This is a genomic window from Metaclostridioides mangenotii (genome assembly GCF_018917235.1).
GTDB lineage: Bacteria > Bacillota > Clostridia > Peptostreptococcales > Peptostreptococcaceae > Metaclostridioides.
The window spans coordinates 78,083-92,497 of record NZ_JAHLOF010000007.1 but is presented as its reverse complement, the minus strand read 5'-3'; the positions used below and the strand labels follow the sequence as shown (position 1 = coordinate 92,497).

Below are 14,415 nucleotides of genomic sequence, written 5' to 3'. Positions count from 1 at the left end.
ATGGAAGTTATTAGTGTAAAAAACTTATCAGTGGCATATGAAGATAATACTATAATTGAAGATATGAATTTATCTATACCAAAGGGAAAGGTAAGTATAATAATAGGAGCTAATGGATGCGGAAAATCAACCTTGCTTAAAACTATAGCAAGAATTAATAAACCTAAAAATGGAGATATTTATATAAATAATAAAAATATAAAGAAGATAAAGGAAAAGAGCATAGCAAAAGAAGTTGCTTTTCTACCACAAGGACCGGTTTGTCCAAGTGGACTTACAGTAAGAGAGCTTGTGGCTTATGGAAGGTTTCCTCATCAAAAAATTATTGGTGGACTAAATAATCATGACAAAGAAGTTATTGACTGGGTAATAGAAGAAACTGGACTTGGAGAATTTGCAAATAGAGAAGTTGAAAGTTTATCTGGTGGGCAAAGACAAAGAGCATGGATAGCCATGATATTAGCTCAAGAGACAGATATTATAATGCTTGATGAACCGACGACTTATTTAGATATGTCTTATCAGCTTGAGGTATTAGAAGTACTTCAAAAGCTTAACAAAGAAAAAAATATTACAGTAGTTATAGTTCTTCATGAACTTAACAATGCTTGCAGGTTTGCAGATAATATAATAGGTCTTAAAAATGGAAAAATTATTTGTGAAGGAAAACCAATAGATGTAATTAATAGAAAAACTTTAAAAAAAATATATGGAATAGATGCTAGGCTTAAGCAAAGTGAAAATGGAGAGTACCCAGTATGTACTGAATACGAACTTTTCAGGGAGGGTGCATGAGAAATAAAAACTTTATAATAATTGTAATAGGGCAGGTAATTTCGATTTTCGGAAATGCAATTCAAAGGTTTAGTATGGCCTTATATTTATTAGAATTCACAGGAAGCACAGCAGTTTTTGCAAATATATTAGCGATATCGACAATACCTTATATAATATTTGCACCAATTGCAGGTAGGCTATCAGATAATATGAATAGAAAGAAAATAATGGTTTATTTAGACCTATTATGTTCTGTAATTATTGGGGGTTATGCATTTATACTACTAAATGGAAGAGATCATGAGTTAATAGTCGCGACAGTTATGTTTATACTATCAATATGTGCTACTTTATACGGTCCAGCAGTAGTTTCGTCAATCCCACAAATAGTAGATGAAGATAAACTCACTACAGCAAATGGAATAATAAACCAGGTGGGATCAGTTGTAAACTTTCTGGGACCAATACTTGCAGGAATTCTTTATGGTTTACTAGGAATAAAGCTAATAGTTGTTATAAATGCAATAAGTTTCTTAATATCAGCAATAATGGAATTGTTCTTAGACATTCCAGATGTGGTTAAAAGAGAACAAGTAAAATCTAATGATAAAGAAAAATTATTATCAATAGGCTTTGTAAGAAAATCATTTGTGGATATGAAAAATAGTTTTGTTTACTTAAAGAATGAAAAGAAAATTGTATTAGGAATTATAGCTTCTTATGCCCTTTGTAATATATTCTCAGTACCAATACTATCAATAGTTACACCATATTTTATTAACATATTACTTGGATTACCTTCACATGTTTATGGAATAGTAGAAGGTATATGTGTTTTAGGTATGATATTAGGAGGCGCTTGGATAAGCATAAAACCAAATATGTTTTCTATGAAGAAGGTTCATTATACATATTTTCCTATGATAGCGGGGGTTATGCTAATGTCTACATTAGGATTTTTAAAGTTAAATAATTATGCTTTAGCGGGAATATTTGCATTTAGTGGTATGGTAATAATGCTATCCTTAGCATTATCCAACGTGTTAACCTTGACTTTTATACAAAAAGAAGTGCCAGCAGATATGCTAGGGCGTGTATCAGCTTTTTCAACGGCAGTTGCAACAATTAGTGTTGCACCAGGTCAGATATTATATGGACAAGTAATAGATATGGGAATGTCAATAGGAGTAATCTTAGGTACAACAGCTATAATAAACATTGGACTTATATTGTTCGTTAAATGGAATGTAAAAGAATTAGATATAGTAGGGAATATATAGTGTTACTTAATGATGGAGGATAGACTGCCCAAACAAAAGGCAGTCTTTATTTCTTGCATTTCGATAAGGTAAATTGTGGAAGTTTGAAATTTGTAATATAATTATTGTAAATAATTATATTAGTTAAATAAATTAATTTACAATAATTGTATGTAATCGGAGGATAATATGGCGAGATATTCATTTTTAGAGCTTGCTAGAGAAGTATTAAAAAAAGTTAGAGTTCCTTTAACAGAAGTAGAGATATGGAATAAATCTATTGAATTTGGACTAGATAAAAAAATAAATACATTAGGTAAAACTCCATGGAAGACTATTAGTGCTCGAATATATGTAGATATTAGAGATAATGAAAGTTCGGGTTTTGTTAAGGTAGGAAAACGCCCGACTAAGTTTTATCTTAAGGAGCTTCCAAATTTCGAGGAAAATAATGATGATAAGAGAACAAATGATAAAGAAATAAAAAACGAAAAAAAATCTTTCGTCCACCTCCTGAATTTTGGTACAAGTTGACACGAGGCTGTGCACACACTAAAGGAAATAATAGAATATACCAATCATGCTTTATTGAACTTATTTAACAATAGCCTACTTTTCATCTCTTTCTTTACAATATATGTCGATTTGAGTGACATAATTATATAGCCCGGACGTTGCGAAATCATTGATTCCCATTTCAAAAGCATATCCGCTTAATGTAAGATGATGTTCTGACGCAAATAAGAGTATCTTGTCATAAAGATCAGGAATTTTGTCCCAATCCCCTATTGAAAAGCCTCTGATATACCTCCCCTTTGGTTTTACAAAGAGGTTGTTATTTTTGGAATTTATCAAAGTAAATAATCCATCATATTCGTCAAAATTTCCATTTTTAATTTTTTCTACGGATAGATAGCTTCCACAACTTTTTTTGTAAGTACAGAGCTCCCAGGACTTTCGCAAATGATCCATAATTGGCACTGCGTTTTGGAATAAATTATCCTCGTTTTCAAAAATCAAAGGCAGCGGAGTCATCAACATATATTCTTCATCTAAATCCACAATCTCGATTTTTTGATCGAACACACGATTACATCGATTTAACATTTCTTCTTTCTGTGACAAGACGTCTCGTAATGTTTTGAGCCTTTCAATCATTTTGTCTAAATCCTCTGTTCTAGCAGCAATGATTTTAAGGAAGGCTGTGCTATTTGGATTTTTTTCATATTTTTTGATTTCTTCAATCGACATCCCCAATTCCCTTAAAGTAAGAATATTTTCAAGTTCCATACTTTGTTCATAGGTATAATAACGATACCCGTTTTCTCCCTTATACTTAGGTGAAAATAAACCAATATCATCATAATAATGAAGTGTGCGTTTGTTAAGATGGTGAAGCTTGGCAAATTCGCCTGACGTGAAGACAGCAGCATTATTTTTCATTTTCTATTCTCCTTATTGACATTACAGTTACTGTATACCTTATGCTCATTATATCAATAAAAAAGTGGATAGAAAAGGAGATTGATTTTATTATGGAACATAATGTTGCATTTAGAGAATACCGAAAGCAGGATGCGCCCTTTCTTGAAGATATTATCAGAAATACGTGGGAGTACGATTCATTCTGCTCCCCTAAAGTAGCAAAGCAAATGGCAAGGCTTTATCTTGCAAGCTGCCTTGTAGAACAGGATTACGCAAAAGTGGCTCTGATAGACAATAAGCCAGTTGGAATTATTATGGCAAAAAATATTACCAAACATAAAAATTCATTCCGATTTCTGTATAACCAGCTCATAAGCGCAATCCCACTATATTTAAGTAAAGAGGGTAGAAAAACCGCAAAAATATTTTTGGAGATTAACAGTATTGATTTAAAGCTTTTATCTGAACAGCACAAGAATTACGATGGTGAAATTGCTTTTTTCGCGATGAACGAACAGTGTCGTGGCCTTGGAATTGGAAAATCGCTTTTTAATATGGCATTGGAATACTTTGATAGTCAGCAGATTAAAAGCTATTTTCTGTATACGGACAGTAGTTGCAATTATGGCTTTTACGAGCATCAGGGAATGGTACGATGTGGGGAGACAACCCATCAGTTTACGATGAAAAATGTGATTAAGTTCTATCTATATGAAAGAACTGTTTCTGAGTAATAGGTGAAATGAGGTTAAAAATTGATGGATCTTGGTTATAGAGATTTTAGAATCATTTGCGTGTAAACCTAGCTCCCAAATACAGATAAATTAATTAGATACAAAAGAAAAAATGAATACAAATTTTAATAGATAGTGTATTCATTTTAGAGATATATGGAGTTAAACTTTGTTTTTGTGATCAGTGTTTGGCAAAAAAGTTGTCTACCGAATATAATTAGTTAAAAATTTTTCTATGGCATAATTCATATCATCGGCACAACTCCAATGAAGGTAATGAGTGCCATCCATTTCTATGACTTGTTGACAAGATTCATTTGTTATGTAGGTCTGATAAAAGCTTATGCTTGTTTTTCCATCTTCCCTTACAATTTTTGATGGGATTGTAAAAAACAAAAGAGGAAGATTTCTGTGAAATTTCATATTGAAGGTGGTTTCAATGTTTTTATTAATATGATTAATCTCATTGATAACCGTTTTGTTGTAGCCCTTCCATGCAGATATTTTCTTTTGCATTTTTAGATTGTCATCCGAATAAGCGTTTTGCTTATTATCAGATATAAATGTTTGTGGAGATGTCATCGAAATTAGTCTTGATCCACCGATCGGGCATACTAATTTGGCTAAGAATGGAACCTTCCAATTATTACTACTTTCAAAGTATTTTACCTGTGTTGGCAATGTGCAGTCGATTCCGATGATTCCCTGGACTTCATCCGGGTAAGTGTTTGCATAGTATGTGGCGTAAATTCCCGAAATAGAATGAGGCATAAGTATATATGGTTCTGGTATTTCAGAGGCTTTCAGTGCACCTCTCATCTCTTTAACAATATTTTGTACGCTTCGTTCTTTGTCTGTCAAATCGCTAAAGCCATAACCAAGTGGTTCTACTACAATTACTCTGTTCTTTTTAGATAACCTATCTAATAGCGGTGCAAAATCCAGGATAGGAGAGGTAGTTCCAAGCCCGCTCATAAGTACAAAGGTATTTTCCCCCTCACCCTTTGAGTAAACACACATTTTTTGACCATCAACCATCACTATATCTCCAAGAACAGGTGTATTATTTTTTTCAACGGCAGTTAGAATCTGATGAGTAATGCACCAAATAGCAATTACTACAATTATGATTGCAAAAATTCATAATGCTACTTTAAATAGTCTTTTCATAGTTTCCTTCATTAAACTCACCCCTTGTTTCATCTAAGTTAAGTTGCTACTAAATTTCAATATTACCTTTGTAGAATAGCTTCTTTAAAATAATATTTTCTTATTTTACATTTCAAAGTCTTATAAATTCTGTTTTTTAAAACAATATATACTTAAAAACAAACCAAGAAAATACCCAAAAAAAATAGAAACATAAGGTAGTAGCGCCATAGTTTCCAATATAGTTATAGAAGTTACAGCCGACCAAGGTATAAGATTACGTATAGTTTCAGGCCAATATAATCCCGAAAAACCAACTCCCGAGACTAATAAACTAAAAAGCAAACTAGGGTAAAAAACACTTTTTTGTAATATGCAGACAATCAACAATGGACTCATTGACAATAAATTCAATATACCTGTTTTTAGAATTTGATCTGTAATTTTTAAAATTGATTCTTGAAACAATGTTCTACCAAAAATAAAGAAAAATCCTGTATAAGTAATTACTAAAAATCCTAATGTGACAATAACAACCCAAGATGTCCAGACTATATATTTTCCAAGCAAAAATTTCGTTCTGTTTGTAGGTGCAGTCAATGTGTTAATCAATGTTCTTTCTACATACTCTTTTTGAATTAGAAATGTTAATACAAGTCCACTTAGTACAGGATATACTATAATCTGTATAGGAATAATTAATCTAATAAGCCAATCACTCCCTGTCATTTTAGTTATAATTAAGTTCTTATCCATAAAGTCAACGAGCAACATAAATGCCGGTAGGGCTAGTGCTAAAAAAGTACATACTGAAAGCAATTTGTTTCTCTTTAATTTTAGTCGCTCATTTGCAAGTATATTAAGCAATACCAGCACCTCCCGTAACTTTTTTAAAATAATCTTCAAGATTATCAGTACACAATTGCAAATGTGTTATTTCAAGGTCTGACGTAAATAATGACTTCCCTATATCGCAAACTGGTTTGCTCAAATCATATATACGAATAAAATTGTTATTTTCAATCAAATAATTCTTAATCCCCAGTATATTTTCTAAATGATATACTGTTTTATGTACATGGGATGATTGAATTAAGATATACTGTTTAGATTTTTGTTTCAGTTCTTGGATAGTACATTCCTCTAATAGTACACCTTCATGAATAATACCTATATCGTCTGCCAATAATGCTATTTCTGACAAAATATGGCTAGAAATAACAATTGTTTTACCTTGTTCATGACACAACGTTTTTAGATAAGCTCTTATTTCGGCTATACCAATAGGATCTAATCCATTTGTCGGTTCGTCAAGAATCAAAAGCTCTGGATCGTTTAAGATAGCATTCGCAATTCCCAAACGTTGCTTCATCCCTAGAGAATAAGAAGCAAAGCTCTTCTTATCATTATAAGGCAGACCAACTATAGACAATGCGGTTTCGATTGCATTTTTGTTAATTGTTCCCCTTAATCTGGCAAATACTTTTAGATTTTCTGTACCAGTTAAGTTTTGGTAAAATCCTGGAGTTTCTATGATAGAACCGATTCGAGGGTAAATTTTTTTTTGATTAGAGTCTAATGATCTATTGAATATTGTAATTTCCCCAGATGAAACAGAAGTCAGACCCAGAATCATTTTCATAATGGTAGTTTTGCCTGCACCATTTCTTCCCAACAATCCATAAATCCTACCTTTTCCGACATTTAGCGATACGTTGTTTATGGCTACTTGCTTACCGTATTTTTTAGTCAGGCAATTTGTTTTTAGAATGATTTCATTTTTCATACTGCACCCCCTTTCGCACTATTTAATATTAGCATAATAACCTTGCCAATACCTTGCCAGAATCATACTTTATTTATGTTTATATTGAAACACCATAGTGAAGGTGGTTCCAACATTTAATTGGCTCTCAACATAAATTTTCCCGTCTAATACAGATATCAATTCATTTACTATTGCAAGTCCTAAACCATTACTATTTTCTGTTCGTGCATTATCACATTTGTAAAGTCGGTCAAAAATATGAGGCAGGTCACGCCTAGAAATACCTATACCATTATCCTCAATTTTAATCATGATTTGGGAATCATTAAAGACAAGGGAGAAGATAAGGAAATCAGCTTTACTATGCTTGATAATATTTGAGAGTATGTTATTTACAATTCTCTCATAAACATTTTTATCCATTACTAAATATATTTTCTTATCAGGAATATTAAATTGAAAACGTATATTGTTTTTTTCAAGTTTGACAATCCAGTCAGCAAGTATAGTTCTTGTCAGTTCGCAGATATTTTCCTTTTCAAAAGAATAAACCCATTCACCGGATTCTAATTTCAACCAATCAAATAATGTCTGTATATATTCACTTAGGCTAAGAGCTTTATTTTTTGATGTTTTAATAAATTGTCTTTGTTCTTCTAAATTTACAGTCTCATTCTCCAAAACATCTAAGTATCCAATAATAGAAGCAAGAGGTGTGCGAATGTCATGTGATAGACTTGTAACCAATTCTTTATATGATTTTTCTGTAGTTTTAAGATCTGATATCTTATTCTTATTATGTATTACAATTTCATTTATTTTATAAATCAAGTCACTTGTCACATCGTCTTCTGTTGCATACAATCTTCGGTCAAAATTACCCTGCATGATTTCATCAAGTGTATCGGATATTTCTTTTAGCCTATTTTTGATACTTCGAATATAAAAGAATTGGCATATAGAAACTATTGTAAGTATTAAAGCTGCTATGATGAGACTGATCACATTTATACCTCCTATTAATATGTCGTGAATATCCTATCTAATTATTTCTCCATACTGTATTTCATATTGAATCGATATCCAATACCATGAATTGTTTGTATGTAATCTATATCTAAAATATCATTTCTTATTTTTTTCCTCAACTTACTAATAAAGGACATAATATTTCCATCATCATAGGAATAGCTATCCTGCCATACATGTGTATAAATCTGTTCTTTCGTAAAAACTCTACCTTGATTAGAGGAAAGAAAATACAATAAATCGAATTCCTTTGCTGTTAAGTGGACCTCCCTATTGTTTACAAAAACATTACGCAAGGAATGGTTAATTTCCATACCGTTAAATTTTAGAATTGTACTATCTCTATCTTCTTTTGAATTAAATATGGTATATCTTCTTATAAGTGATTGAACTCTGGCTATAAATTCATTTATTAAAAACGGTTTTGTCAGGTAATCATCCGCCCCTAATCTAAGACCGGAAACCTTATCAATCTCCGAATCCTTTGCTGTCAACATTAAAACAGGTATATTACTTGTTTTTCGTATTTTTAAGAGTACATCAAACCCATTAATTGTAGGTAGCATAACGTCTAAAACTACAAGCTGAAAATCATCAAGTAAAAAGGAATGTAAGCCATTTTGTCCATCGTGACTGATAGTTACACTGTATTTCTCTTGTAATAATTGACGTTTCAATAATTGACACAAATCTTTATCATCATCAATTACTAATATTTTATTTTGATTCATAATAACCCCTTTCTAGCCCTTGTTCTTTTAACAATAGCTTCTTTGTATCGTCATTATTCAAACATAATCTAGCGGTGCGTTGTTTGTCAAGAAAGTTATTCCATAATAAACTTTGTTTGGAAACACTATAGGATTTTTGAATTGATTCAACATAAAGAAGAATATATGAAATTTTGACTAATTTGAGATGGCTGCTAATTTAACTTAATAGTTTAAAAAATTGAGATGATTATTATTTATGAAAAAGGGTATTATTAAATGTATAGCAACTTATAGGATCAATAAATTGACGATAAATATTATTTAAAATGCCATATAAGAAAATTAAAAAATAAAAATATAAGGTTTAGAAAGGAATAATTATGAAAAAGTTATTTAAATGTACTGTATGTGGATATATCGCTGAAGGAGGCGAAGCGCCAGAAGTATGTCCAAAATGTAATTTAGGGAAAGAAAAATTTGTTGAACTTAGCAGTGAAGACGCTGAAAAGATTCATTCTTCAGATAGAACTAACAGCATTCATGCGGAGATCATTGTATTAGCAGATAAAATTGCTAAACTTTCAAAAGAAGGTATAGAAATAAACCTTGATCCAAATTGTGTATCTGGTTTTGAAAAAGCAAAAGATGAAGCTTGGGTTATAAAACAAAGATGTAAAGCAGAACTAGCAGGTCATATGGCTAAAGGTAAGTGGTAAAATTATATTAGGATTGTATATCATGAGTCAATGATATATAATCCTTTTTATTTGTTTGTAATTTAAATCTTTTATGGATATATCAAAGGATAACTCAATGTTAAAGACCATATCACAAATAAGTGATACAGTTTTTAACATAAGAAATATAATACAGAATCAATTTATTTAGGAATTAAACGAATTATTTTATCATCAGTTAAATCAGGATTCCCTCTTCCATCTCTATTACTTGTTGATATATAAATTGATCCGTCCTTACTCTGTATTACCTCTCGCAAACGCCCATACTGATTCCTTAACCAAAATTCAATATTATTAACTGATGTTCCATTATCATTAAGAGAAATATCTAGTAGTTGCTGTCCTCTCAAATTTGCAACTAGTAAATTACCTTGCCATGGTCCTTGATTTACGAAAGTAATACCAGAAGGTGCCCATGTTTCTTCGCCACTGTGTATTAAAGGTTTTTGAGTTGTAACCTCAGAGGTTTCTTCATCACCTTGAACTAGTGGCCAACCATAATTAGCACCTGGTTGAATTATATTTATCTCATCATGCGCTGACTGGCCATGATCTGTTGCATACAACACATTATTTGAATTCCATGCTAGGCCTTGGGGATTCCTATGGCCTAAGCTATATATAGGTGAATTAACAATTGGATTATCATCTGGGATGCTTCCATCTAACCTTATACGTAGTATCTTTCCAGCTGTACTTGTTGGATCTTGCGACAATGCAGAATTGCCTGCATCTCCTGTTGTTATATATAAGTTTTTATCCGGTCCAATCTTTATTCTTCCCCCGTTATGTATTTGTCCTCCAGGGATTTTGTCTATAAGGACTCGGTCAATAGACGCTGTGTTTTCGTTTATTACTAATCTGACAACTCGATTATAAATCTGATTATCTTCCATATATGTATGCATAACATAAAGGTAATTGTTTTGTGAATAATTTGGGTCTAGGGCAATGCCCATCAAACCGCCTTCACCTTGACTTATAAAGGGTGCAGGTAGTGTTATAAGTGGTTGTGGATTAAGCTTACCATCTTCAATAACTCTAATTGAACCAGAACGCTCAGTAAAATATAAGTCACTTGCATCGCTTATATCTATAGCCCATGGCACATATAAGTTTTCAGCTATGACTTCAATTTCAAAAGGAAATTGTCTTAATTTATTAACTATTTTTTTGTTTAAAAATTTATTTAATTTTTTTTTCATTATATAACCTCCCTCCTAACTAAAATAAATACTGGTTAAATACATATATATAAAAGTGATAATTTTAAATAAAACTTATCACTTCTAACTGTTTATATAGTTACTATATATTCATCACAGATGTTAAGAGTGTTTATATATACATATATCACTTATATAAAAAAACTTTTAGATTATCTTTATTATCAAGGGTGGCGAGCAAAACGTTTTTTACTTCAGTTTGATATATATCTTTTAATTTTAAGATAACCCATTCTTCATCTCTATGAAGTTCATTTAGTTCCCTAAAATTAATTTTACCTTCTTTAATGATTAATCTAGGAAAATTAAAAGGTTCCATTTTTATTTGCATGGATGAAGGCGTAATTGGTTCGTATTCTGGATGTAAGAAAACAGAAATTTTTCCATCGGGTTCCCAAGTTGCTAGTGCAACCTTTTTCACATCATATACTTTTTCTTCACGCAATTCTTCTAATAATACATCAATTGATATTCTCGCTTTTTTTAATCCGTTATAAAGGATTTCACCGTTTTGAACTATTGTAATTGGTGAATTATTAATAAGTCTTCTAAAAGACGGAAATTTAAGAATAAAGATTAATCCACCAAGATATAGGATAACCAACACAAGTGTAGTAATAATGGAGCCTTCTAATCCCAACTTTTCATCAGAAAGCGGATGAGCAATAATATTACCAATAACTAAAGTAATAGCAAGATCAATTAGTCTTAATTGGGATATGGAACGTTGCCCTAAAAGTTTCGTAACAACCAATAATAAGAAAAAAGCAATAGTAGCACGAAGTATCCAGTCAATAGTGCTAAGTGTTGCCTGAGCATATAAAAAGTCCATATAAAAGATCTCCTTTATCAAAAGATTTAACACTTATGCTATTTTAACCAATAATTGATAAAATAATAAAGGGGTATTGTAAATAGTTTTTATATACTAAACAGGTAATTTGTTTAAGCCATAAGTTTGTAATATAATATGCTTAAGGAGTAATAAAAAGATGTAATAAGAGATAGAGCATCTATAATATTAAGATTAGCAATAATAGGGTTTGCTTTTGGTGTCTCTCAATATTATTAAGAGCCAAAGCGCTAATAATAGATACTGCAAATGACAGGGATAGAATAAACGCAATAGTTTTGCCAGGTTTAATAGGTTTTTAAAATATTTTTGCCAAAGAATCTTTACCAAAAGTAACAATAAAGGCTAATAAGCCAAATGCTGCCATAGATACCCAAGATAAATGATGACAATAAGGTACAAAGGTGGCTAGATTTATGCAGTTGTATTAGAATACTACAGAATAGTAGAATAGGAAAAAACATAAAGATTTACTACAGATGCTTAGGGTATTAAAGTAATCGAATAACAACGGAAGGAATAAGTAATATGAAGAAATCATTTAAATTTTTGAGTTTATCAATTTGTATTGTAATTATAAGTATTATTATTGTAGGATGTGGTAAAAAAACTACAGAAGAAATAAACTTTTTAAACTATGGAGAGAACATAGACAATGAAACAATAAAAGAATTTGAAAAAGAATACAACATAAAAGTTAACATCGAAACCTTTGATGATATGGAAACGATGTATCAAAAGGTCAGCAGTGGAGGAGTAAAATATGATGTGATTTTAATATCAGATGCTCTAATGCCAAGAATGATTAAAAAGGATCTTCTTAAGGAAATAAACAGAGAAAATATACCTAATATATCTCAAATGGATGATGAGTACCTAAACTTAGAAATAGATCCAGGCAATAAGTATTCAGTTCCTTATATGTTTGGAACAATAGGAATTATTTATAATAAGGATGTAGTAAAAGAAAAAGTTGATAGTTGGGATATATTATGGAATGAAAAATATAAAGATAAAATTTTTATGTTTGATACATATAGAGATACTATGGGAGCAACTTTAAAGAAATTAGGATATTCTATAAATTCAACAAATCCAAAAGAGATTGAAGAAGCTAAAGAGCTACTATTGAAACAAAGAAAATTAGTCGATCCTATTTATGGAGTAGATAACGGTACTACAATGATTCCAGCAGGAGAATCCGATATAAATATGATCTGGTCAGGAGAAGGATTAAATCTTCAAGATGAAAATCCTAATTTAGTTTATGTTGTACCTAAGGAAGGTGCAAACTTCTGGATTGATAGCTTATGTATACCTCGTAATGCTAAAAATACTGAAGGAGCCGAAAAATTCATAAACTTTGTTAGCGATAAGAAAAGTGCGCTAAGAATTGCTGATGAAATCGGTTATACTACACCAAATAAGGAAGCGAGATTAGAGCAACCAGATAAAGTTAGAAATAATCCAAATGCATATATGCCGAAAGAAATAATGGATAGATGTGAAATTTATAAAGATTTCTCTAAGGACGTAAAAAGAATGTATGATGATGCGTGGGTAAAAATAAAATCAACTAATTAAAAAAGAATGAAAGGCTTTTTAAAACGCCTTTCATTCTTTTTTATAATATCTGAAATTTAAATAAACAATTATTACATATACTTCAAAGTCTATTTAATTTTATTTACAATATCAGTTATAGTAGAATTCAGATCTTCACTCATTTCATTAATTCCATTATGTGTTATGTTTATGATTTCTTTAGTCATTGGTAGTTCACCAAGCAGGCTTAAGTTCATATCAGATAAAAATTTATCAGTTTCTTCGCCATCGAATAATTTTATTTTATTATCACAGTCTGGACACTTTATATAACTCATATTTTCAACAACGCCCAGTACATCGATATTTAATTTTCTAGCCATGTTCACAGCTTTTGAAACTATCATGGAAATTAAATCTTGTGGGACAGAGACCATTACAACTCCACTTAAAGGTATATTTTGCATTACAGTAAGAGCTACATCTCCAGTTCCTGGAGGCATATCTATTAATAAATAATCAAGCTCTCCCCAAAGTACATCAGTATAGAATTGATTTACAAGATTTCCTATCAGAGGTCCTTTTAAAATCATAGGATCATTTTCGTTTTCTATAAGTAAGTTTATAGACATTATTTTGATATTGTCTGAGTTTGTAACTGGTATAATATTTTTACCGTCTGAATAAGCCTTTAAGTTTTTTAAGCCCATTAGTCTAGGGATACTAGGTCCAGTAATATCTGAATCTAAGATACCGACTTTGTATCCCATTGAATTTAGTTTTTTTGCAATAAGAGAAGTGACAGTTGATTTACCAACTCCTCCTTTTCCGCTCATTATACCAATTATATTTTTTATATTGTTGTCGGGATTATTTATAATACTGCACCCTGTATCTTTAGTTGAACACTTATTTCTTGATGGACATGAATCACAATTCGACATTTTCCATACCTCCTGTTTTTATTCCATATAATCTTATTTTAAGAACTATATTTAGTAATTTATACTTTACTTATACCCTCTGTATCATAAAATATTTTTATATGACTACAAAAATTAAATTAAAGTTTAGTAGACAATAAAAATATTTCATAATTGTCCATAAAAATTTAGAGATAAGTAAAATTTAAACTTAAAAATTATAGCAACATAATAATAATACTACTTTATGTATATTTTTACAAAAAAGTAAACT

The 14,415-nt window shown here is 30.8% G+C and carries 15 protein-coding genes; 6 read left to right on the top strand and 9 right to left on the bottom strand.

The features are described from left to right. The 3 genes from KQI18_RS11170 to KQI18_RS11160 all read left to right on the top strand — a co-directional run bounded on the left by KQI18_RS11170 (position 1) and on the right by KQI18_RS11160 (position 2,570). Positions 1 to 795, top strand: a complete 795-nt coding sequence (locus KQI18_RS11170; RefSeq protein ID WP_216467956.1) for an ABC transporter ATP-binding protein — start codon at positions 1 to 3, stop codon at positions 793 to 795. Next, complete coding sequence (locus KQI18_RS11165) at positions 792 to 2,057, top strand: MFS transporter (RefSeq protein WP_216467955.1); 1,266 nt, start codon at positions 792 to 794, stop codon at positions 2,055 to 2,057. The genes KQI18_RS11170 and KQI18_RS11165 overlap by 4 nt, the downstream gene beginning before the upstream one ends. A 168-nt stretch (positions 2,058 to 2,225) precedes the next feature. Then, positions 2,226 to 2,570, top strand: a complete 345-nt coding sequence (locus KQI18_RS11160; RefSeq protein ID WP_216467954.1) for a winged helix-turn-helix domain-containing protein — start codon at positions 2,226 to 2,228, stop codon at positions 2,568 to 2,570. A 75-nt stretch (positions 2,571 to 2,645) separates the two neighbouring features. Here the strand turns inward: KQI18_RS11160 and KQI18_RS11155 are convergent, their stop codons facing one another. Then, positions 2,646 to 3,479 carry a MerR family transcriptional regulator gene (locus KQI18_RS11155; RefSeq protein WP_216467953.1) on the bottom strand — a complete coding sequence of 278 codons (834 nt, stop codon included), beginning with the start codon at positions 3,477 to 3,479 and terminating at the stop codon, positions 2,646 to 2,648. 92 nt (positions 3,480 to 3,571) lie between these two features. Between KQI18_RS11155 and KQI18_RS11150 the strand changes: the two genes are divergently transcribed. Further along, positions 3,572 to 4,195 (top strand): GNAT family N-acetyltransferase, encoded by a 624-nt coding sequence (locus KQI18_RS11150; protein WP_216467952.1) that lies wholly within the window; start codon positions 3,572 to 3,574, stop codon positions 4,193 to 4,195. Between the two features lie 204 nt (positions 4,196 to 4,399). Here KQI18_RS11150 and KQI18_RS11145 read toward each other — a convergent pair whose 3' ends face one another. The 5 genes from KQI18_RS11145 to KQI18_RS11125 all read right to left on the bottom strand — a co-directional run bounded on the left by KQI18_RS11145 (position 4,400) and on the right by KQI18_RS11125 (position 8,872). Further along, positions 4,400 to 5,233, bottom strand: a complete 834-nt coding sequence (locus KQI18_RS11145; RefSeq protein ID WP_216467951.1) for an alpha/beta fold hydrolase — start codon at positions 5,231 to 5,233, stop codon at positions 4,400 to 4,402. 252 nt (positions 5,234 to 5,485) lie between these two features. Next, positions 5,486 to 6,211 carry an ABC transporter permease gene (locus KQI18_RS11140; RefSeq protein ID WP_216467950.1) on the bottom strand — a complete coding sequence of 242 codons (726 nt, stop codon included), beginning with the start codon at positions 6,209 to 6,211 and terminating at the stop codon, positions 5,486 to 5,488. Further along, positions 6,204 to 7,130 (bottom strand): ABC transporter ATP-binding protein, encoded by a 927-nt coding sequence (locus KQI18_RS11135; RefSeq protein ID WP_216467949.1) that lies wholly within the window; start codon positions 7,128 to 7,130, stop codon positions 6,204 to 6,206. The genes KQI18_RS11140 and KQI18_RS11135 overlap by 8 nt, the downstream gene beginning before the upstream one ends. A 69-nt stretch (positions 7,131 to 7,199) precedes the next feature. Further along, positions 7,200 to 8,117, bottom strand: a complete 918-nt coding sequence (locus tag KQI18_RS11130; RefSeq protein ID WP_330654408.1) for a HAMP domain-containing sensor histidine kinase — start codon at positions 8,115 to 8,117, stop codon at positions 7,200 to 7,202. A gap of 41 nt (positions 8,118 to 8,158) precedes the next feature. Further along, positions 8,159 to 8,872 (bottom strand): response regulator transcription factor, encoded by a 714-nt coding sequence (locus KQI18_RS11125; protein ID WP_216467948.1) that lies wholly within the window; start codon positions 8,870 to 8,872, stop codon positions 8,159 to 8,161. A 362-nt stretch (positions 8,873 to 9,234) separates the two neighbouring features. Here KQI18_RS11125 and KQI18_RS14585 point away from each other — a divergent pair, with 362 nt between their 5' ends. Next, positions 9,235 to 9,570, top strand: coding sequence for a rubredoxin-like domain-containing protein (locus tag KQI18_RS14585; RefSeq protein WP_216467947.1), 336 nt, complete (start codon positions 9,235 to 9,237; stop codon positions 9,568 to 9,570). 164 nt (positions 9,571 to 9,734) lie between these two features. On the opposite strand, the gene KQI18_RS11115 is transcribed toward KQI18_RS14585, so the two are convergent. Both KQI18_RS11115 and KQI18_RS11110 read right to left on the bottom strand, forming a co-directional pair. Then, entirely contained in the window at positions 9,735 to 10,799 is a 1,065-nt protein-coding gene (locus KQI18_RS11115; RefSeq protein WP_216467946.1) for a PQQ-dependent sugar dehydrogenase, read from the bottom strand. A gap of 148 nt (positions 10,800 to 10,947) precedes the next feature. Further along, complete coding sequence (locus tag KQI18_RS11110) at positions 10,948 to 11,652, bottom strand: DUF421 domain-containing protein (protein WP_216467945.1); 705 nt, start codon at positions 11,650 to 11,652, stop codon at positions 10,948 to 10,950. Between the two features lie 549 nt (positions 11,653 to 12,201). Between KQI18_RS11110 and KQI18_RS11105 the strand changes: the two genes are divergently transcribed. Then, a complete protein-coding gene (locus KQI18_RS11105; protein WP_216467944.1) occupies positions 12,202 to 13,257 on the top strand; it encodes an ABC transporter substrate-binding protein in 1,056 nt (351 codons plus the stop codon). An 89-nt stretch (positions 13,258 to 13,346) separates the two neighbouring features. On the opposite strand, the gene KQI18_RS11100 is transcribed toward KQI18_RS11105, so the two are convergent. Continuing rightward, positions 13,347 to 14,162: an Mrp/NBP35 family ATP-binding protein gene (locus KQI18_RS11100; protein WP_216467943.1), complete on the bottom strand. Its 816-nt coding sequence runs from the start codon at positions 14,160 to 14,162 to the stop codon at positions 13,347 to 13,349. Positions 14,163 to 14,415 lie beyond the last annotated feature (253 nt).

Coding starts and splice junctions, on each gene's coding strand:
- KQI18_RS11135 (WP_216467949.1), bottom strand. CDS start 7,130: ATGAAAAATGAAATCATTCTAAAAACAAATTGCCTGACTAAAAAATAC.
- KQI18_RS11150 (WP_216467952.1), top strand. CDS start 3,572: ATGGAACATAATGTTGCATTTAGAGAATACCGAAAGCAGGATGCGCCC.
- KQI18_RS11170 (WP_216467956.1), top strand. CDS start 1: ATGGAAGTTATTAGTGTAAAAAACTTATCAGTGGCATATGAAGATAAT.
- KQI18_RS11125 (WP_216467948.1), bottom strand. CDS start 8,872: ATGAATCAAAATAAAATATTAGTAATTGATGATGATAAAGATTTGTGT.
- KQI18_RS11100 (WP_216467943.1), bottom strand. CDS start 14,162: ATGTCGAATTGTGATTCATGTCCATCAAGAAATAAGTGTTCAACTAAA.
- KQI18_RS11145 (WP_216467951.1), bottom strand. CDS start 5,233: ATGGTTGATGGTCAAAAAATGTGTGTTTACTCAAAGGGTGAGGGGGAA.
- KQI18_RS11105 (WP_216467944.1), top strand. CDS start 12,202: ATGAAGAAATCATTTAAATTTTTGAGTTTATCAATTTGTATTGTAATT.
- KQI18_RS11155 (WP_216467953.1), bottom strand. CDS start 3,479: ATGAAAAATAATGCTGCTGTCTTCACGTCAGGCGAATTTGCCAAGCTT.
- KQI18_RS11165 (WP_216467955.1), top strand. CDS start 792: ATGAGAAATAAAAACTTTATAATAATTGTAATAGGGCAGGTAATTTCG.
- KQI18_RS11115 (WP_216467946.1), bottom strand. CDS start 10,799: ATGAAAAAAAAATTAAATAAATTTTTAAACAAAAAAATAGTTAATAAA.
- KQI18_RS11110 (WP_216467945.1), bottom strand. CDS start 11,652: ATGGACTTTTTATATGCTCAGGCAACACTTAGCACTATTGACTGGATA.
- KQI18_RS11160 (WP_216467954.1), top strand. CDS start 2,226: ATGGCGAGATATTCATTTTTAGAGCTTGCTAGAGAAGTATTAAAAAAA.
- KQI18_RS14585 (WP_216467947.1), top strand. CDS start 9,235: ATGAAAAAGTTATTTAAATGTACTGTATGTGGATATATCGCTGAAGGA.